Annotated in this window: 17 protein-coding genes and 1 tRNA gene; 13 read left to right on the top strand and 5 right to left on the bottom strand. The window is 58.5% G+C overall.

Annotation, left to right across the window (positions count from 1 at the left end; translation table 11 throughout):
• Window positions 1–190: 190 nt before the first annotated feature.
• From trhP to rdgC, 3 genes are all read right to left on the bottom strand, one after another.
• On the bottom strand, window positions 191–1,591 hold the full coding sequence (trhP, locus tag DA373_RS01560) for a prephenate-dependent tRNA uridine(34) hydroxylase TrhP (RefSeq protein ID WP_107850619.1): 1,401 nt from the start codon (window positions 1,589–1,591) through the stop codon (window positions 191–193).
• A 94-nt stretch (window positions 1,592–1,685) separates the two neighbouring features.
• Window positions 1,686–2,096, bottom strand: a complete 411-nt coding sequence (locus DA373_RS01555) for a YgiW/YdeI family stress tolerance OB fold protein (protein WP_107850591.1) — start codon at window positions 2,094–2,096, stop codon at window positions 1,686–1,688.
• 243 nt (window positions 2,097–2,339) lie between these two features.
• Complete coding sequence (gene rdgC / locus DA373_RS01550; protein WP_107850618.1) at window positions 2,340–3,248, bottom strand: recombination-associated protein RdgC; 909 nt, start codon at window positions 3,246–3,248, stop codon at window positions 2,340–2,342.
• A 174-nt stretch (window positions 3,249–3,422) separates the two neighbouring features.
• Between rdgC and DA373_RS01545 the strand changes: the two genes are divergently transcribed.
• From DA373_RS01545 to DA373_RS01515, 7 genes are all read left to right on the top strand, one after another.
• Window positions 3,423–3,851 (top strand): N-acetyltransferase, encoded by a 429-nt coding sequence (locus DA373_RS01545; RefSeq protein ID WP_107850590.1) that lies wholly within the window; start codon window positions 3,423–3,425, stop codon window positions 3,849–3,851.
• Between the two features lie 117 nt (window positions 3,852–3,968).
• Window positions 3,969–4,658 (top strand): phosphate regulon transcriptional regulator PhoB, encoded by a 690-nt coding sequence (gene phoB, locus DA373_RS01540; RefSeq protein WP_107850589.1) that lies wholly within the window; start codon window positions 3,969–3,971, stop codon window positions 4,656–4,658.
• 7 nt (window positions 4,659–4,665) lie between these two features.
• Entirely contained in the window at window positions 4,666–5,982 is a 1,317-nt protein-coding gene (gene phoR / locus DA373_RS01535; RefSeq protein WP_107850588.1) for a phosphate regulon sensor histidine kinase PhoR, read from the top strand.
• 183 nt (window positions 5,983–6,165) lie between these two features.
• Entirely contained in the window at window positions 6,166–7,137 is a 972-nt protein-coding gene (locus DA373_RS01530) for a PstS family phosphate ABC transporter substrate-binding protein (protein WP_107850587.1), read from the top strand.
• 128 nt (window positions 7,138–7,265) lie between these two features.
• Window positions 7,266–8,279 (top strand): ArsJ-associated glyceraldehyde-3-phosphate dehydrogenase, encoded by a 1,014-nt coding sequence (locus tag DA373_RS01525; protein ID WP_107850586.1) that lies wholly within the window; start codon window positions 7,266–7,268, stop codon window positions 8,277–8,279.
• 3 nt (window positions 8,280–8,282) lie between these two features.
• On the top strand, window positions 8,283–9,506 hold the full coding sequence (arsJ, locus tag DA373_RS01520; RefSeq protein WP_107850585.1) for an organoarsenical effux MFS transporter ArsJ: 1,224 nt from the start codon (window positions 8,283–8,285) through the stop codon (window positions 9,504–9,506).
• Between the two features lie 117 nt (window positions 9,507–9,623).
• The gene (locus DA373_RS01515) at window positions 9,624–10,085 is read left to right on the top strand and encodes a GNAT family N-acetyltransferase (RefSeq protein ID WP_107850584.1); all 462 of its coding nucleotides are present in this window, start codon (window positions 9,624–9,626) and stop codon (window positions 10,083–10,085) included.
• Window positions 10,086–10,368: 283 nt separating this feature from the next.
• Here DA373_RS01515 and DA373_RS01510 read toward each other — a convergent pair.
• Window positions 10,369–10,445, bottom strand: a tRNA-Pro gene (locus DA373_RS01510).
• Between the two features lie 167 nt (window positions 10,446–10,612).
• Here DA373_RS01510 and tadA point away from each other — a divergent pair.
• Entirely contained in the window at window positions 10,613–11,101 is a 489-nt protein-coding gene (tadA, locus tag DA373_RS01505; protein WP_107850583.1) for a tRNA adenosine(34) deaminase TadA, read from the top strand.
• Window positions 11,102–11,110: 9 nt separating this feature from the next.
• On the opposite strand, the gene DA373_RS01500 is transcribed toward tadA, so the two are convergent.
• Window positions 11,111–11,611, bottom strand: coding sequence for a glycine cleavage system protein R (locus DA373_RS01500; protein ID WP_107850582.1), 501 nt, complete (start codon window positions 11,609–11,611; stop codon window positions 11,111–11,113).
• A 153-nt stretch (window positions 11,612–11,764) separates the two neighbouring features.
• On the opposite strand from DA373_RS01500, the gene DA373_RS01495 reads away from it, so the two are divergent.
• The 5 genes from DA373_RS01495 (at window position 11,765) to DA373_RS01475 (ending at window position 19,753) form a co-directional block, all read left to right on the top strand.
• The gene (locus DA373_RS01495) at window positions 11,765–13,984 is read left to right on the top strand and encodes an ABC transporter permease subunit (protein ID WP_107850581.1); all 2,220 of its coding nucleotides are present in this window, start codon (window positions 11,765–11,767) and stop codon (window positions 13,982–13,984) included.
• Window positions 13,985–13,996: 12 nt separating this feature from the next.
• Window positions 13,997–15,646 carry a phosphate ABC transporter permease PstA gene (gene pstA, locus DA373_RS01490; RefSeq protein WP_107850580.1) on the top strand — a complete coding sequence of 550 codons (1,650 nt, stop codon included), beginning with the start codon at window positions 13,997–13,999 and terminating at the stop codon, window positions 15,644–15,646.
• Window positions 15,647–15,678: 32 nt separating this feature from the next.
• Window positions 15,679–16,497, top strand: a complete 819-nt coding sequence (gene pstB, locus DA373_RS01485) for a phosphate ABC transporter ATP-binding protein PstB (RefSeq protein WP_107850579.1) — start codon at window positions 15,679–15,681, stop codon at window positions 16,495–16,497.
• A 12-nt stretch (window positions 16,498–16,509) separates the two neighbouring features.
• Window positions 16,510–17,214: a phosphate signaling complex protein PhoU gene (gene phoU / locus DA373_RS01480; protein WP_107850578.1), complete on the top strand. Its 705-nt coding sequence runs from the start codon at window positions 16,510–16,512 to the stop codon at window positions 17,212–17,214.
• Between the two features lie 361 nt (window positions 17,215–17,575).
• A complete protein-coding gene (locus DA373_RS01475) occupies window positions 17,576–19,753 on the top strand; it encodes a malate synthase G (RefSeq protein WP_107850577.1) in 2,178 nt (725 codons plus the stop codon).
• Window positions 19,754–19,889 lie beyond the last annotated feature (136 nt).

Below are 19,889 nucleotides of genomic sequence, written 5' to 3'. Positions count from 1 at the left end.
GTCTAGATGAGGAAAGCCAAGGCGCTCGTCTGGGAACCACCTTGGCTGAGATAGCCTTAGGCTATTAATTAATCAGTTTTTGTAGTTAAAAACCATGAATAAAATTCTCATGTTTTTCACAGGTTTTTCAATAAAAACTTTAAATTCAATTACTTATATGTATATCTCGCACATGTCGCAGTTGATGCAGTTATCCTTGATTAACAGCGCCATCGGCTTGCTTCACATGAGGGTTGCGGGTGTCCTGCTGATCACCCAGGTTGCGCATCAGAATACCGTAGGTCACATCAATGCCGGCGTCGAGGGGAATGTACATCACATGGCCGTTGCCCGGGGCCACGTCAACCTGCTCGCCCTTGCGGTTTTTCATTTGCTCCAGGGTAAAGGTGAGGTTGCCCTTTGGCGTCATCAGCTCCAGGCTGTTGCCCACCAGAAACTTGTTTTTGACTTCCACTTCCACCCAGTCGCCGTCACGTCCGGTGATCTCGCCCACGAACTGCTGGCTGGTGGACACCGAGTAACCGTAATCGTAGTTCTGGTAGTCACCGTGGGCATGGCGCTTGAGAAAGCCTTCGGTATAGCCGCGGTGGGCCAGGTTTTCCAGAGTGCTCATCAGGGTGGTGTCAAAGGGCTTGCCGGCCACGGCGTCGTCAATGGCCTTGCGGTATACCTGGGCGGTGCGGGCCACGTAATAGAAGGACTTGGTGCGGCCTTCAATCTTGAGGGAATGCACGCCCATTTGGGTCAGGCGCTCCACATACTGCACCGCGCGCAGATCCTTGGAGTTCATGATGTAGGTGCCGTGCTCGTCTTCATAGGCGGCCATGTACTCGCCCGGGCGGTTGCCTTCTTCCAGCAGCACCGGCTCATCATGGGGCTTGCCGGCACCCAGGGTGGGGGTGATGTCGCTTTCTACCGGCTGCACCATGATCGGCTCCTGCTTGTGCACTATCTGGCCGGCGTCGTCTTCTTTCGCCTCATGCACCTTGTATTCCCAGCGGCAGGCGTTGGTGCAGGTGCCCTGGTTGGGATCGCGCTTGTTGATGTAGCCGGACAGCAGGCAGCGGCCGGAATAGGCCATGCACAGGGCGCCGTGCACAAACACTTCCAGCTCAATGGTGGGACAGTGCTGGCGAATCTCTTCAATTTCTTCCAGTGACAGCTCCCGGGACAGAATCACCCGCTCGATGCCGTAGTCCTGCCAGAACTTCACCGAGGCCCAGTTGACCGCGTTGGCCTGCACCGACAGGTGAATGGGCATCTCGGGAAAGTGCTCGCGCACCAGCATGATCAGGCCGGGATCGGACATGATGAGCGCATCCGGGCCCATGTCCACCACGGGTTTCATGTCGCGCAGAAAGGTTTTCAGCTTGGCGTTGTGGGGCTGAATATTGACCACCACGTAGAACTTCTTGCCGAGGGCATGGGCTTCGTTGATGCCAATCTGCAGGTTCTCGTGGTTGAATTCGTTGTTGCGCACCCGCAGGGAATAGCGGGGCTGGCCGGCATACACGGCGTCGGCGCCATAGGCAAAGGCGTAACGCATGTTCTTGAGGGAACCGGCGGGGGAGAGCAATTCGGGTACAAACATGATGATCTCGTCTGATGTCAGGTCAGCGGGCCGCCACCTGATGGCGGCCGGGGCCGGCATTTTACTCTCATGCGCCGGTGATTTCGAGCAATGGTTACCACCCGGCGGGACGCACCCGCTCGATCTCCAGCTTCACCCGGCGTTTTTTTCTTTCCACCTCGGCCCAGATCAGTATTTCGCCCCGGCGATGGCGGCGCAGTCTGCGCCAGTCGTCATCGTCCATTTCGATTCTGATGGTGCCGGTGCCGTCACTGAACAGAAATTCGTCGTCATCCAGCCGGCGTACGATATGACCGGAGAGAATAATGCGGCTGTCATCGGCCAGATGCCGGGCCTCGGCAACTGTGGTGATGGGCAGACTGTTGCGGCGGTATTCCCGGCGGTATTCATCACGATAATCCTGCTCATATTCGTGGTGATGCCAGCCCCGGTCGTCATGAGCCGAGGCGGAGCCGGTGGCCAGAAGCAGCAGCCCCAGCAGGCCGGCAAAAGAAAAAGGACGCATGGTTGAACTCCTGCAAATGCGATGGAGTGTCAACATAACCGTCATCCGCGAAGGAAACCGTCGTTGCCGGTGATAACAGACGGAAACGCACTGAAATACCAATACCGTGGGACAGCTTTGGTCATATGAGGGGGCTGGTGGAGCGCGGGCAGCCTGCCCGCAAATTGGCGCGCTGCGGCAACCTGCTTATTGAGCGCCCTGACTGGGCGCTATGCAGGCTGGCAGCCTGCGCTCCAGGTGCGTTTAACGGCTTTCTTCACCGCCCATGGCGTCAATCAGCTCGGGTATAAAACGGGACAGTTCGCCGGTGACCAGGGCGAAGTCGGCATCGAAACGGGCGGCCGGATCTTCGCTGGTGACATCGTCATTCTGCTCGCGCAGCTCTTCCGAGAACTTGAGCCGCTTGATGCTCATGTCGTCGCCCAGCATAAAGCTGATGGTGTCGCTCCAGTTCAGCGCCAGCTTGGTCACCAGCTTGTCGGCATCGAGGTGGGCCTTCATTTCGTCGCTCAGCAGATCCTGCTGTTTGGCGCGAATAATGCCGCCGTGCTCCAGCGCCGAGCGCAGTTCGGCTTCGTCTTCCAGGGCAAAGCCGGCGGGGGCGGCACCGTCCTTGAGCCAGTCGGTCAGGGTCAGCTCGGGGGGGGTGGTCATGGCCAGGGGCACCACCGGCAGGCTGCCGATACACTTGCGCAGCAGCGCCAGCAGATCTTCGGCGCGCTTGGCGGAGCTGGCGTCCACGGCGATAAAGCCGTCATCGGGGTTGATCCAGGCAAAGGTCTGCTGAAAGCGGCTGAAGGCCCGGGGCAGCAGGCTGACGATCACCTCTTCCTTGATGGCGTCCTTTTCCTTTTTCTTCAGCGCCCGGCCCTGCTCGGTTTCCAGGCTTTCCACCTTGTCGGCCACTTCATCGTTGACCACCGAGCCCGGCAACATTTTTTCTTCCTTTTTGGCGCACAGCAAAATCTGGTTGCCGGCACTGTGGGTCAGGGCCTGGCCACGCTTTCCCAGGGGAGAAATCCAGCCCACTTTTGCCTGTTCCTGACTGCCGCAGGGGCTGAAGGTCATGGCTTCCAGCTGTGTTTCCAGCTCTTCCAGGCTGAGTTCAAAGGGGCGGGTAAAACGGTAAACTTGCAGATTTTTAAACCACATGGCGTCCTCGGTCACGAGCCGAAAAAGCGGCATTGTATAGCAATCCGACTTTGTGATCAGTGGATCATTCCTGAGTCATAAAGGCGGATCCCGCTCACAGAGGTGCACAAATCCCCGCTCAGGGGCGGTCCGGGCCCATACAATGAAATAAAGAATGAGCAGGGGAGAAGAACAATGATACGACAGGCCAGGCCGGAAGATACCGACGCCATTCTGGACGTCTGGCTGCTGGCTTCGCTGCAGGCACACGACTTTGTGCCCGCCGCTTACTGGTGGCGCCAGCAGGAGCAAATGCGGGCCCGTTACCTGCCTTCGGCAGAAGTATGGGTATGCGAGCGGGAAGGAGAAATTCAGGGCTTTGTTGCCCTGGCGGAAGATTATCTGGCAGCGCTGTTTGTGCGCCCGGACTGTCAGCAAAAGGGCATCGGCAAGGCGCTGATGGCCACCGCCAAGCGGCTGCGCCGGCAACTGTCGTTGAAGGTGTTTTGCGAAAATGACATTGCGGTGCATTTTTACCGGCAGCATGGTTTTGCCGTGCTCAGGGAAAGTCTGGATCCCGGTACCGGTCAGCCGGAGCTGTGCATGGGGTATCACGCGTGCTGAACAGGTCACAATTGGATTCAAAAGAATCTGTTGTGTCACGGTTTCATAAAACTGTCATACTGTCTTCCAATAATGGGGGCAAGACGACAAGATCCGTATGACAGAGGCGGTTGAAAAATGACACGGAAAATACTGGTGGTGGAAGATGAAGCCCCCATTCGCGAAATGTTGTGTTTTGTACTGGAGCAGAAAGGTTTTACCACACAGGAGGCCGAGGATTACGATCAGGCTCTGGAAATGGTCAGGGAGCCCTATCCCGACCTGATCCTGCTCGACTGGATGCTGCCCGGCGGCAGTGGCATTCAGCTTATCAAGCACCTCAAGCAGGACGAACTCACCCGCCAGATCCCGGTGATCATGCTCACCGCCCGGGCCGAAGAAGAAGACAAGATAAAGGGCCTGGATGTGGGCGCCGATGACTACATCACCAAACCGTTTTCCCCCAAGGAACTTACTTCCCGCTTAAAGGCGGTACTGCGCCGGGTGGCGCCAACCTCGGTGGAAGATGCGATCGAGGTGCAGGGCCTGTGTCTGGACCCGCTCAGTCACAGGGTCAGCGCCAATAACCAGCAGCTCGATATGGGGCCGACCGAATTCAAGCTGCTGCATTTCTTTATGACTCACCCCGAGCGGGTATACAGCCGCGAGCAGTTGCTTAATAATGTGTGGGGCACCAATGTCTTTGTGGAAGATCGTACTGTGGATGTGCATATTCGCCGGTTGCGCAAGGCCATCTCGCCCTCCGGGCATGATCGTCTGATCCAGACAGTTCGGGGTGCCGGCTACCGTTTTTCCGTTCGCCTATGAGGCTTGCATGCAGCAACAAGAATCCAATCGGGGCTTATGGTGGCGGCTGGGGCTGTTCTACCTGGTCTTCGGGCTGCTTGGGCTGCTTGTCGATAATCCGGCTCTGGGATTACTGGCGGGTACCCTGCTCCATCTGTTTGTCAATCATCGCTATCAGCACAAGCTGTCGGTATGGCTGTGGCGGGATCGCAGCCTGACCCCCCCGGAAGGCAAGGGCAGCTGGGAAGGCATTTTTAACGGTATCTATCGGCTGCAACAGCGTCAGCGTACCCGCCGGCGGGAGCTGGCCAATCTGGTACGCCGTTTTCGCGAAGGAGCCGAGGCCCTGCCCGACGCCGCTGTGGTTATTCGCCGGGACGGCAGCATTATCTGGTGTAACAAACTGGCCCAGCAGCTGCTCGGGTTCCGCTGGCCGGACGATGCCGGTCAGCATATCGGCAACCTGGTGCGAATGCCGGTGTTTATCGCTTACATGAAACGGTCTGATTTTCGTGAGCCGCTGGAAATGCCCTCGCCACTCAGCGAAGAGCGTCTGCTGGAGTGCCGGATCATGCCCTATGCCGAAGATCAGGCACTGCTGGTGGTGCGGGATGTCACTCGGTTGCGCAGCCTGGAGCAGGTACGCAAATCCTTTGTGGCCAACGTATCCCACGAATTGCGCACACCGCTGACGGTACTCAAGGGCTATCTGGAAATGCTGGAAGAGCCGCCCTCCGAGCAGGTGTGGCACAAGGCCCAGAAAGTGCTGTTTGAACAGACCCAGCGCATGGACGCCCTGGTCAATCAGCTGATGACCCTGACCCGCTATGAGGCCGCACCTCAGCCCGACTTTACCAAGGTGGTCGATATGCCGGCTATACTGCAGATGCTGGAGCAGGAAGCGGTGGCGCTCAGTGGAGAGCGGAAGCATCATTTCAGTTTTGTGATCGATTCCTCCCTCAGAATGAGAGGGGATCCGGAGCAGATGCGCAGTGCCGTTTCCAATCTGGTGTATAACGCCGTGCGTCACACCCCGGCGGGCAGCCATATTCATGTGGAATGGGGGCTGCAGGGAAATGTTGGCCGCTTTACGGTGAGTGATGACGGTGACGGTATCGCGCCCGAGCATATCGCCCGGCTGACCGAGCGGTTTTACCGGGTCGACAAGGCCCGCAGCCGCCAGACCGGGGGCTCCGGGCTGGGGCTGGCCATCGTCAAGCATGCCCTCAGCCATCACGACAGCCATCTGGAGATAGAAAGTCGTCCGGGTGAGGGCAGTCGTTTCGGCTTCCGCCTGCCCGAGCGGCTGCTGGTAACCGGCACCAGTGTGCAACAGACTGCCTGACGCTTTTCTTCTTCATTCTCCCAGACCGGCTCCCGTTTATGCGGGGGCCGGTCTGTCTGTTACAGCCGAATTAAACCCTTGCGGGGTTGTCATAAAAGCGTCATGTTTGGTTCATATAGTTGTCATCGCCGGCAGCAATACTGGCCGCGTCTTGAAAGACCGAACCCGAATTGGAGATTAAGGATGAAACTGAACAAACTGGCAAGTGCACTGGGACTGACCGTGGCCATGGCCGCCACTTCCGCTTTTGCGGCAGTTGACGATTCACTGCCCGATTATCAGAAAGTGAGCGGTGTGTCCGGAAACGTATCTTCCGTTGGCTCCGACACCCTGGCCAATATGATGACCCTGTGGGCCGAAGAGTTCAAACGCCAGTATCCCAACGTCAATGTCCAGATCCAGGCCGCCGGCTCCTCCACTGCGCCGCCTGCCCTGACCGAAGGCACTTCCCAGTTCGGCCCCATGAGCCGCGCCATGAAGAGCAATGAAATTGAAGCCTTTGAAAAGCGCTACGGCTACAAGCCGACGCCGGTTCGCGTGGCCATCGATGCCCTGGCGGTATTCGTGCACAAGGATAACCCCATCGAGGGTCTGAGCATGGATCAGGTGGACGCCATCTTCTCCAGCACCCTTGCCTGTGGCATGGCTCAGCAGGCCACCAAATGGGGTCAGGTTGGTCTGGACGGTGACTGGACCAATCGCGATATCCAGCTGTACGGCCGCAACTCCGTATCCGGTACCTACGGCTACTTCAAGGATGAGGCCCTGTGCAAGGGTGACTTCAAGAACAACGTGAACGAGCAGCCCGGCTCTGCCTCCGTGGTGCAGTCCGTGTCTTCTTCCCTGAACGCCATCGGCTATTCCGGCCTGGGTTACAGCACCTCCAGCGTGCGCGCCGTGCCGCTGGCTGAAGCCGGCTCTACCGACTATGTGGCAGCCAACTCTGAAAATGCCATCAGCGGTGAATACCCGCTGTCCCGCTTCCTGTACGTGTACGTGAACAAGCACCCCAACAAGCCGCTGGGTCCGATGGAAGCCGAGTTTGTCAAACTGATGCTGTCCAAGCAGGGTCAGGAAATCGTCGACAAGGACGGCTATGTGCCGGTGCCCGCCGCCGTGGTGGAAGCCGACCTGAAAAAGCTTGGTCTGAAATAACAGCGTCTGCTGTCATGGTTGTTTGAGCCCCGGTTTTCCGGGGCTTTTTTTCGCATTTTATTTATGCGTTTTTTCATATATCCTCGCCGGCAGAGAAGCTTGATAACGGTACAGAGGGGAGAGAGAAAGTGACCATTAAAGTTGGAATCAATGGCTTTGGCCGCATGGGCCGGCTGGCATTGCGCGCGGCCTGGCAATGGGACGATGTGGAGTTTGTGCACATCAACGATCCCGCCGGTGACGCCGCCACCCTGGCGCACCTGCTGAATTTTGACTCGGTGCACGGCCGCTGGGCATTTGAAGCCAGCGCCGACGGGCAGGGCATGCTGATTGGCGAGCAGCGTATTGAATGCACCCGGAACAGTGCCATTGCCGACACCGACTGGTCCGGGTGTGACGTGGTGATCGAGGCATCCGGTAAAATGAAAACCAGAAGCCTGCTGCAGGCTTATCTGGATCAGGGCGTAAAGCGGGTGGTCGTCACCGCGCCGGTGAAGGAAGAGGGCGTGCTCAACGTGGTGATGGGAGTGAACGATCATCTTTACGACCCGGCGCAGCATGCCATCGTGACCGCCGCCTCCTGCACCACCAACTGCCTGGCACCCGTGGTCAAGGTCATTCATGAACAGCTGGGCATTCGTCATGGCTCCATGACCACCATTCACGACATCACCAACACCCAGACCATACTGGATGCGCCCCACAAGGATTTGCGCCGGGCCCGGGCCTGTGGTCAGAGCCTGATCCCCACAACGACCGGTTCGGCCACCGCCATTACCCACATTTTCCCCGAGCTGAAAGGCCGGCTCAACGGTCACGCAGTAAGGGTGCCACTGGCTAACGCTTCCCTGACCGATTGCGTCTTTGAAGTGGAAAAGGCCACCACGGCGGAAGAGGTGAATGAACTGCTGAAAGCCGCCGCCGCAGGTTCTCTTGCCGGTATTCTCGGTTACGAAGAGCGTCCCCTGGTCTCGGTGGATTACAAGACGGATCCGCGTTCCGGCATTATCGATGCGCTGTCGACCATGGTCATAAATGGCACTCAAGTGAAGCTGTATGTCTGGTACGACAATGAGTGGGGCTACGCCAACCGGGCTGCCGAGCTGATGCGCAAGGTGGGCCGGCTCGATCAGGCAAACTGAGCCATGTTTGCCACCCTGTCTCAGGAAGTACGCCAGTATTTGCTGATCACCGGCAACTACTGGGCCTTTACCCTTACCGACGGCGCCCTGCGCATGCTGGTCGTCCTGTATTTTCACCAGCTTGGCTATGCACCTCTGGAAATTGCCCTGTTGTTTTTGTTTTATGAGCTGTTCGGGGTGATCACCAATCTGGCTGGCGGCTGGCTGGGCGCCCGTCTGGGGCTGAACCGCACCATGAATCTGGGTCTGGCGCTGCAGGTGCTGGCCCTTGCCATGCTGCTGGTACCGACGGCATGGCTGACGGTGCCCTGGGTGATGGCGGCTCAGGCTTTGTCGGGCATTGCCAAGGATCTCAACAAAATGAGCGCCAAAAGTGCCATCAAATTGCTGGTTCCCAAAGACGCAGGGGGCAGTCTGTATCGCTGGGTTGCCCTGCTTACCGGCTCCAAAAACGCGCTCAAGGGGGTGGGCTTTTTTCTTGGTGGCGCTTTACTGACGGGACTGGGGTTTGCCGGTGCAGTGGCTGCCATGGCCGTGGTGCTGGCGCTGGTGTGGCTGGCCAGCCTGCTGTTACTGAAACAGGAACTGGGGCGGGCCAGGACCAAACCAAAGTTTCGGGATATTTTCTCCAAAAGCCGCAATATCAACCTGTTGTCGGCGGCACGCCTGTTCCTGTTTGGTGCCCGGGATGTCTGGTTTGTAGTGGCGCTGCCGGTATACCTGGCGTCTGTATTTGGCTGGGATCACTGGCGGGTGGGCGGATTTCTGGCGCTCTGGGTCATTGGCTACGGTCTGGTGCAGTCGCTGGCGCCACATCTGACCGGCAGGCACTCGGACCGGGCGCCCGGGGCCAGGACAGCATTGGGCTGGGTGCTGCCGCTGACCACGGTTCCGGCGCTGATTGCTCTGGGGCTGACGGTCAAGCTTGATCCCCACTGGCTGTTGCCCGCAGGTCTGCTGCTGTTCGGCGCCTTGTTTGCCATTAACTCATCGTTGCACAGCTACCTGATTGTCAGTTATGCCAGTGAAGACGGAGTGTCCCTGGATGTGGGTTTTTACTATATGGCCAATGCCCTGGGACGCCTGACGGGCACATTGCTGTCGGGGTGGGTGTATCAGCAGGCGGGGCTGGCCGCCTGCTTGTGGATATCCAGTGTCTTTTTGCTGCTGGCGGCCCTGTTTACTACCCGGCTGGCGCCTCATCAGGCCGCCGGCAGCCGGGCCTGAAGCATAAAAATCTGTGCTAACAGGTTGAAAGTGGCTGAAAAGCCACTTTTTTATTGGCACTAACTGTGGCTATATGGAAGAGTTAGCATGTAAGCAGTATCAGCAGCAGGAGCAATTATGGAAATCAGGAAGATCCGCAGTGGTGAAACGGGCAGTATCTGGCAGTTGTTCCACGATACCGTGCACCGGATCAACCAGGCCGATTACAGCGACAACGAGCTGGCGGTATGGGCACCTGAGGAGTATGACGAGCCGCGCTGGGTCAGCCGCTTTATTCGTACCCGGCCACTGGTGGCGATGGAAGGAAAACGTCTGCTGGGCTTTGCCGAACTCGGCGATGACGGTCGTATCGATTTATTTTATGTACATCATGCCCGTCAGGGCGAGGGCATAGGCCGGGCGCTGATGCAACGCCTCAAGGCCGAGGCGGCGTCCCGGGGGCTGTACCGGCTGTATTGCGATGCCAGCATGAATGCCCGGCCATTTTTCGAGGCCATGGGGTTTGCCGAGGTGGAGCAACGCCGTCTGGAGCGTCACGGTCAGCCGGTTGAGGTCTTGCTGATGGAATATAAGGCTTAGGTGGTCATTTTGGGGGAAACGTGCACCATATGGCACTTTCCCCGTCTGAAGTGCCCGTTTGCAGGCAGCTCGCGGCGAGTCGCCAGCGTTAAATGCAAAAAGCCCACCGTCAATAGATGGGCTTTATCAGGCTATGTACACAGATGTGTGGAGATCGCCGGAGCTAAATGTAAAAAACCCACCGTAAATAGATGGGCTTTATCGGGCTATTCACACAAGCGTGTGGAAAGCCCCACTGTTAAATGCAGAAAACCCACCATAAGGTGGGCTTTTCAGGATGATTTGGTCGGCGTGAGAGGATTTGAACCTCCGACCCCTGACACCCCATGACAGTGCGCTACCAGGCTGCGCTACACGCCGAATCGGGAGCTACTATAAGGTTCCGCCCGCCCCGCCGCAACCCTATTTTTACGCTTTTATATTCGTTTGCCGCTTTATTGATCGCAGTGGCGGTTTTTTCAGCCTTTTTGCATCGTGCTTGCAGCCGGGCCGGCTTTTGCCATAATAGCCGCCTTCAGGAGGCGGTGATGAACGAGCAAGACGAATACTGGATGCAGCGGGCCATGGCACTGGCGGCCCGGGCCGAGCAGGAAGGGGAAGTGCCGGTGGGTGCCCTGGTGGTATATCAGGGGGAATGTGTGGGGGAAGGCTGGAACCGCTCCATCGGCCACCACGATGCCACCGCCCATGCCGAGATCATGGCTTTGCGCCAGGCCGGAGCACGCCTTGGCAACTACCGCCTGCTGGACTGCACCCTTTATGTGACCCTGGAGCCGTGCATGATGTGTGCCGGCGCCATGGTGCACAGCCGTATTCAGCGGCTGGTCTATGGCGCCAGCGACGCCAAGACCGGCGCCGTGGACTCTGTGCTGCAACTGCTGGCCACCCCCGGTCTCAATCACCGCATTGAATGGTGTTCGGGAGTGCTGGCGGGGGCCTGCTCAGCCCAGCTCAGCGATTTTTTCAGGCGCCGCCGGGCGGAGAAAAAGGCCGCCAAAAAGCAGGCGGCCGGTTGAGTCAAGTACTCAAATAAGTTCTATATCCACCACCAGATCATCGCTCAGGGCTTCCAGCCGGCTTTGCAGATCGCCCAGGGTCTGGCCGTGGGGCAGGGTCAGGGTGCTCTGGATCTCAAACAGCGCAATGCCGGTGACGGGGGCGGGGTGGCTGTCGGTCTTCAGGCTTTTTACACTGACATTAAGGCTGTTGATAATGTCGGTCACCTCGTCGATGATGCCGACGCGGTCGTTGGCGGTCACCGTCAGCTTGAGCTGCTGGCCACGGGGCGAGGGGCTTTTTCCTTCTACCAGCTGTACCTGAAAGTCGGGCAGGGACGTCAGTGCCTGCTCCAGTGCTTCACTGTGCTCGGCGGGCACCTGTATTTCCACGATACCGGCAAAATAGCCGGCCAGCTCGCTCATGGCACTGCCTTGCCAGCTGCCGTGATGCTGGCGCACCAGGGCGGCCAGTTGCTTCACCAGGCCGGTCTTGTCGGGACCGATAAGGGTGGCGACCAGTGTTTTCATCGGTTCTCTCCTTGAATAGCGGAAGGTCTTCCTGTTCAAGATACACCTTGCGGGTATTTTTTAAAGTCCTGCTTGCGACCTTTGTTATCTGTAACAAAACTGTCATTTATTTGCCATAGAATGCGGGCAACTGAATAGTGAACGAGGTGACGAATGTCAGCCCAGACTCAAACCATGTCCCTGTCGGGGAGCCGCAAGCGCTGGCTCAAGGACAGGCTGGCTCAGGCAGGAGTGACCGCCGGCGGTATCATAGTGCTGGTGGCGCTGCTGCTTATCTTTTTTTATCTGCTCTATGTAGTCAAACCCATCTTTGACAGCGCCAGTGTGGAGCCGGCGACCGAGATCAGCCTGGTCGACGGCGGCAGCTCGCTGTTGCTGGGGGTGGAAGAGCAAAACGAGCAGGTTTATCAGTTTACCCAGGACGGTGAAGTGCGCTTTTACTCCCTGTTGCAACAGGGGCAGCAGCTTTACTCGACGGCGGTGGAAGGTCAGGTCACCGCGGCAACCGCCAGCGACGGCAAGTCCATGGTGGCCTATGGTCTGAATGACGGCACCATGCAGGTGCTGGCACCCAAGTTCGATGTCAGCTATCCCGACAATGTGCGTACCATTACCCCCGGCGTCACCTGGCCCTTCGGACGGGCGCCGCTGCAGGTCGATGAGCAGGGCAGGGCGCTGGAGAACCTGAGCTTCGCCACCAATGGCGAGGATCTGCTGGCGGCGGCGGTGGTGGCCGGCGGTGAGATTGTGCTGACCCGTTTCGCCGGCAAGGAAAACTTTCTCACCGGTGAACTGGAGCTGACTCCCACCCAGGTGGCCATTCCCGGTCTGCCGGCACAGGTGGATCAGATCCTGGTGACCCCCAACCTGCGTTTTATGTTCGTGCGCAGCGGCAACGAAGTGTCGGTGTATGATGTGCGCAACATTCGCAAGGTACGGCTGCGCTCAGTGATCCCCATGAATGCCCGGGGCGGAGACATCACCACCATGACGCTGTTGTCCGGTGGCAACTCCCTGCTGGTGGGCAACGACAATGGTGTGGTGTCCCAGTGGTTTGAAGTGGCGAAGGACGGCAAGCGCGAATTCACCTTTATTCGCGAGTTTGAAGCGGCCGGGCCGGTGACACAGATCGCCAACGAGGTCAACCGCAAGGGTTTTGTTACTGTAACCAGCTCTGGCCAGGTGGATATTTTCCATACCACCGGCGACAGCCACCTTTATTCCGAAAGACTGGCAGGTGAAGGCGTGTCAGCCCTGTCCCTGTCACCGCGCAACAACCTGCTGCTGCTGGCCGATGGTGACCGTCTGTCCACCTTCCATGTGGACAACGAACATCCGGAAGTGACCTGGACGGCACTGTGGACCAAGGTCTGGTATGAAGGCTATCCCGAGCCCCAGTATGTGTGGCAGTCCACCTCCGGCAGCAGTGACTTTGAAGCCAAGCTGAGCCTGGTGCCGATTTCCTTCGGCACCATCAAGGCGGCCTTTTATGCGCTGCTGTTCGCGGTACCCATCGCCATTGCCGGTGCCGTCTACACCGCTTATTTCATGTCGCCGGGACTGCGCAAGGTGGTCAAGCCGACGGTGGAGATCATGGAAGCCCTGCCCACGGTGATCCTCGGTTTCCTGGCCGGTCTGTGGCTGGCGCCGCTGATTGAAACCCACCTGCCGGGCGTGGTCATGGTGCTGGTGCTGATGCCGGCGGGCATTCTTCTGACCGCTTTTGTCTGGCAGTACCTGCCCAAGCACATCAGGAACGCCGTGCCCGATGGCTGGCAGAGCCTGTTGCTGCTGCCGGTGGTACTGCTGGTGGGCTGGGCCTGTTTTGCCTTCAGCCCCGTGGTGGAAAACGTCTTCTTCGGCGGTGATGCCCGCGGTTTTCTTACCAACGAGCTGGGCATTGGCTTTGATCAGCGCAATTCCCTGGTGGTGGGTATCGCCATGGGCTTTGCGGTGATCCCGACCATTTTCTCCATTGCCGAAGACGCCGTGTTCTCGGTGCCCCGTCACCTGACCAACGGCTCCCTGGCACTGGGTGCGACCCCCTGGCAGACCCTGACCCGGGTGGTGATGCTGACCGCCAGCCCTGGCATCTTCTCGGCGGTGATGATGGGCCTGGGCCGGGCCGTGGGCGAAACCATGATCGTACTGATGGCCACCGGCAACACACCGGTGATGGACTTCAGCATCTTCAACGGCATGCGTACCCTGGCCGCCAACATTGCGGTGGAAATGCCGGAAGCCGAGGTGAACAGCTCTCACTACCGGGTTCTGTTCCTGGCGGCCTTTGTGCTCTTTGTGTTCACCTTCCTGTTCAACACGGTTGCGGAGTTCGTGCGTCAGCGACTGCGTGACAAATACAGCTCAATGTAAGGGGCGAGACGAATGAGTAAATGGTTCAAATCGGGTGCGCCCTGGATCTGGATGACCGGCGGGGCTGTCAGCCTCAGCCTGGTGGCCGTGCTGGGTCTGCTGCTGATGATCGGCTGGCGCGGACTGGTCTATTTCTGGCCGCACACCATTTATGAATGGCAGCTGAGCACGCCCGAGGGCGAGCGTTACACCGTGATCGGTGAAATCCACGACCGGGAAGAAGTACCGGTGGCCCAGCTGCGCGGCTCCGGCCTGGCGCTGGAAGGGGTGACCGAAGAAAATCTGACCCGTTATCTGGTGAAAACCGGCAACCGGGAATTCGTGCCCCTGGACTTTCGCTGGATCCTGGAAACCGACATTCAGTCCCGGGATATTCCGGCCAGTCTGGCGGTGCTTGAGCGTTCCCACAACGGCAACTTTTACGGCTATGTGGAACGCGTGCTGGAAAACGGCAGTGCCGTGGCCGGCGATGTGCGTGAGCAGCTGCGGGCCCGCATTGAACGGGTAGACGAGCTTAACGAACGCATGGATGAACTGCAGCGCGGCGAGATCGGCAGCATCAACCACCAGCTGGAGCGGCTGCGTCTGGAACAGCGCAAGCTGGAGCTGGAGGGGGAACTGACCGAACAGGCGCTGGCCGACATTCAGGCTGAAGAGGAAAAGCTTCGCGCCGATTACCGCGTGCTGGAAAAGGATCTGTTCGCCCTGCGTGACGAAACCCGCCGTGACAGCGTGGTGGTGCGTGACATGCGTGGCCAGGAAGTGACCCTGTCTCTGGGCGATGTGCTGGACGTGGCCTGGCCCAACGACATGGGGACGGTGGCCAAGACCGGCCACTGGTTCAAGGAGATGGGCAAGTTCATCAGCGGTGAGCCGCGGGAAGCCAACACCGAAGGCGGCGTGTTCCCGGCCATTTTCGGCACCGTATTCATGGTGATCCTGATGGCCATTATCGTGACCCCGCTGGGGGTGGTGGCGGCCATCTATCTGCATGAATACGCGGGCAAGAACAGCCTGACCAAGATCATCCGTATTGCGGTGATCAACCTGGCCGGTGTGCCTTCCATCGTGTACGGCGTATTTGGTCTGGGCTTTTTCGTCTACATGCTGGGCGGCTCCATCGACAAGCTGTTTTATCCGGAAGCCCTGCCCAGCCCGACCTTCGGCTCCCCGGGTGTGCTGTGGTCAGCCCTGACCCTGGCCATTCTGACCCTGCCGGTGGTGATAGTGTCTACCGAAGAGGGGCTGTCGCGGATACCGAGCTCGGTACGTCAGGGCTCCCTGGCACTGGGTGCGACCAAGGCCGAAACCCTGTGGCGTATCATTATTCCCATGGCCAGCCCGGCGATCATGACCGGTCTGATCCTGGCCATTGCCCGGGCTGCGGGTGAGGTGGCGCCGCTGATGCTGGTCGGTGTGGTCAAACTGGCGCCCAACCTGCCGGTGGATGGCAACTTCCCCTACCTGCATCTGGACCGCAAGTTCATGCATCTGGGCTTTCATATTTACGACGTGGGCTTCCAGAGCCCGAACGTGGAGGCGGCGCGCCCCCTGGTGTATGCGACCTCCTTCCTGCTGGTGACGGTGATCGTGGGGCTTAACCTGACCGCCATCGGCATTCGCAATCACCTGCGTGAAAAATTCCGCTCGCTGGATCAGTAAACCGGCCGGCCAACGTTTAGAGGTATAGAAACATGATTAACGTCGCTACCCCCCTTGGTCAGGATTCGACCCTGGATGTCAGCCGCCTGAGCGAGGAGCAGACCGCTCTGGAAGTACGCGGACTCAACCTGTTTTACGGTGCCAAGCAGGCGCTGTTCAACGTGGATATGAAAATTGCAAAGGGCCAGGTCACCGCCTTTATCGGCCCTTCTGGCTGCGGCAAGTCGACCCTGTTGCGTTGTATCAACCGCATGAACGATCTGGTGGAAAGCTGCCGCATCGAAGGCGAAATTCTGCTGCACAACCAGAATATCTACGGAAAGGAAGTGGATGTGGCGGCGCTGCGCCGCCGGGTGGGCATGGTATTCCAGCGTCCCAATCCCTTTCCCAAATCCATCTACGAGAACGTGGTCTATGGCCTGCGCCTGCAGGGCATCAATGACCGCCGCCGGCTGGACGAAGCGGTGGAGCGCTCTCTGCGCGGCGCCGCCTTGTGGGACGAGGTCAAGGATCGTCTGCACGACAACGCCTTTGGTCTCTCCGGTGGTCAGCAGCAGCGCCTGGTGATCGCCCGGGCCATCGCCATCGAGCCGGAAGTGCTGCTGCTGGATGAGCCCACCTCGGCGCTCGATCCCATTTCCACCCTGGTGATCGAAGAGCTGATCAACACCCTGAAAGAGCAGTACACTGTGGTGATCGTGACCCACAACATGCAGCAGGCGGCCCGGGTGTCGGATCACACTGCCTTTATGTACATGGGGGAGCTGATCGAATACGCCGACACCAATACCCTGTTCACCACCCCCAGCAAGAAAAAGACCGAAGACTACATTACCGGTCGTTACGGCTAAGGAGCCTGCACCATGGACAAGCAGAATCTCAACAAACATATCTCCGGCCAGTTCAACGTTGAGCTGGAAGGCGTACTCAATCAGGTGCTGGTGATGGGCGGCCTGGTGGAGCAGCAACTGAATGACGCCATTACCGCCATTCATGAGCAGAACATGGATCTGGCCCGTCAGATCGTGGCCAGCGATCACAAGGTGAATGCGCTGGAGGTACAGATCGACGAGGAATGCACCCGCATTATCGCCAAGCGTCAGCCGGCGGCTTCGGATCTGCGTCTGGTGCTGGCGATTATCAAGACCATCACCGATCTGGAACGCATCGGTGATGTGGCCAAGCGCATTGGCATGATGCTGCTCGACAACGCCAACAAGAAGCAGCCGCCGCTGGTCTCCATGGAAAACATGGGCCGGCGTACCGTGCGCATGCTGCACGAGTCTCTCGACGCCTTTGCCCGAATGGACGTGGAAGCGGCCATCGAAGTGCACAAGGAAGATGACAAGGTGGACCGGGAGTACGAGTCCATTATTCGTGAGCTGATGACCTTCATGATGGAAGATCCCCGCTCCATTCCCCATGTGCTCAACGTGCTCTGGTGCGCCCGCTCTCTGGAACGGGTCGGGGACCGGGTGCAGCATATCTGCGAATACATCATCTATTTCGTCAAGGGCAAGGACGTACGCCATACCAGTGATGAAGATATTCACAGCATGCTGGACTGATTAAAACGGCAAAACTGGTTGGTAAAAAAACGCGCTTCGGCGCGTTTTGTTGTTTAAAGGGGGTGCAAAACACGCCGGATGGAGGGAAGGAAAGGGAGTTGGAGATAAAGGATCGGTGGCGGATCCTGGTTGATCCTGAGTCAGGGGTTAATTGCTGAGCAGTTGTGTTATATGATTGAATTATATAGAAGAATATAAAGTTAGTGATTTTTTATTCACAATTTGTGAAGATCCTGTGACCATAAATCGCAATTCGACTTTGCCTAGACCCGTCTTCGCAGGTAAACTATCGCTCCCAAGCGATTAGGGTTAGTGATCGGTCGATTGAACACTACTGACAACTAGAATAGAAGAAGCAACTATGACGGAACGTACTCACCTCGGCACTTTGCAAGTCGCTACCGTTCTACATGATCTGGTAGTAAATGAAATCATTCCCGGTACCGGCGTTGAGCCCGCCGCGTTCTGGAGTGGCATGGAGCAGATTGTTAACGATCTGGCCCCCAAAAACCGCGCCCTGCTGGAAAAGCGGGAAGCCCTGCAGAAACAGATCGACGAGTGGCACCAGGCCAACGCCGGCAAGCCCCACGATGCAGCCGTTTACAAGCAGTTTCTGACCGACATCGGTTATCTGGTGCCGGAAGTGGAAGATTACAAAATCACCACTACCAATGTTGACGCCGAGCTGGCCACCCTGGCCGGTCCGCAGCTGGTGGTACCGGTGAACAACGCCCGTTACTGCCTGAACGCCGCCAACGCCCGCTGGGGCAGCCTGTATGACGCTCTGTACGGCAGCGACGCCATTCCCGAAACCGATGGCGCCGAAAAGACCAAATCCCTGAACCCGCGCCGCGCCGAGAAGGTGATTGCCTGGGGCCGCAACCTGCTGGATCAGGCCGCGCCGCTGGCTGCCGGCAGTCACGCCGACGCCACCGCCTATAAAGTGGTCGACGGTGAGCTGCAGATCACTCTGGAAAACGGTGACACCACCACCCTGGCCGACGCCGACAAGTTCGCCGGTTACAAGGGCGATACCACTGCTCCGGCTTCCGTACTGGTGCGCAACAACGGCCTGCACATTGAGCTGCAGTTCGACGCCGCCAACCCGGTTGCTCAGCTCGACAAGGCCGGCATCAAGGATCTGATCGTTGAAGCCGCCCTGTCCACCATCATGGACTGTGAAGACTCCGTGGCCGCCGTGGACGCCGAAGACAAGGTGGGTGTTTACCGCAACTGGCTGGGCCTGATGAAAGGCACCCTGACCCAGAAAATCAAGAAGGGCGACAAGGAAATCGTTCGCGCGCTGAACGCGGATCGCGAATACCTGAACCCCCAGGGCGAGTCTTTCACCCTGCACGGCCGCAGCCTGCTGTTCGTGCGTAACGTGGGTCACCTGATGACCAACGAAGCGGTACTGGACAAGGACGGTAACGAAGTGCCGGAAGGCATCATCGACGGCCTGGTCACCTGCCTGATCGCCATTCATGATCTCAAGGGCAACGGCAAGTTCCGCAACTCCCGCACCGGCAGCGTGTACATCGTCAAGCCCAAGATGCACGGCCCCGAAGAAGTGGCCTTTGCCGTTGAGCTGTTCAGCCGCATCGAAAAAGTGCTGGGTCTGGCCGAGAACACCCTGAAAGTGGGCATCATGGACGAAGAGCGCCGCACCAGCGCCAACCTGAAGTCCGCCATCTATGAAGCCCGTGACCGTGTGGTCTTTATCAACACCGGCTTCCTGGATCGTACCGGTGATGAAATTCACACCAGCATGGAAGCCGGCGCCGTGGTGCGCAAGGGCAACATGCGCAAGCAAGCCTGGATCAGCGCCTACGAAAACAACAACGTGGACGTGGGCCTGGCTGCCGGCCTGCAGGGCAAGGCGCAGATCGGCAAAGGCATGTGGGCCATTCCCGATAACATGGCCACCATGCTGGAAACCAAGATCGTTCACCCGCTGGCCGGTGCCAACACCGCCTGGGTTCCGTCGCCGACTGCGGCCGTACTGCACGCGACTCACTACCATCAGGTGAATGTGAAAGCGCGTCAGGATGAACTCAAGTCCCGCAAGCCGGCCAAACTGGACGACCTGCTGACCATTCCGCTGCTGACCCAGGCCGATCGTGACGCCCTGACCGCAGAAGATATTCAGAATGAACTGGACAACAACGCTCAGGGCATTCTGGGCTACGTGGTTCGCTGGATCGACCAGGGTGTGGGCTGCTCCAAGGTGCCCGACATCAACAACGTGGGCCTGATGGAAGACCGCGCCACTCTGCGTATCTCCGCTCAGCATATCGCCAACTGGCTGCGTCACGGCATCCTGACCAAGGAGCAGGTGATGGAGTCCATGAAGCGCATGGCCGCCATTGTGGACGAGCAGAACGCCGGCGATCCCCTGTATCGCAACATGGCGCCCGACTTCGATGGCATCGCCTTTGAAGCCGCCTGCGCCCTGGTGTTTGAAGGCACCACCCAGCCCAGCGGTTACACCGAGCCGCTGCTGCACGCCTACCGTCGCAAGCTGAAAGCCCAGGGCTAAGCCCGGCTTTTGCTGAATAAAAACCCCCGGCCCCGGCCGGGGGTTTTTGTTTATGTTCGGTTCAAAAAGCGCTTTGGTTCAAGAAATAGTGATCGGCACCGAATATTGAACGCTCAGGACTTGTTCAGCCCCGCTG

The sequence above is a fragment of the Oceanimonas marisflavi genome, assembly GCF_003049725.1.
Taxonomy (GTDB): domain Bacteria; phylum Pseudomonadota; class Gammaproteobacteria; order Enterobacterales; family Aeromonadaceae; genus Oceanimonas; species Oceanimonas marisflavi.
This window is presented reverse-complemented; position numbering and strand designations above follow the sequence as displayed.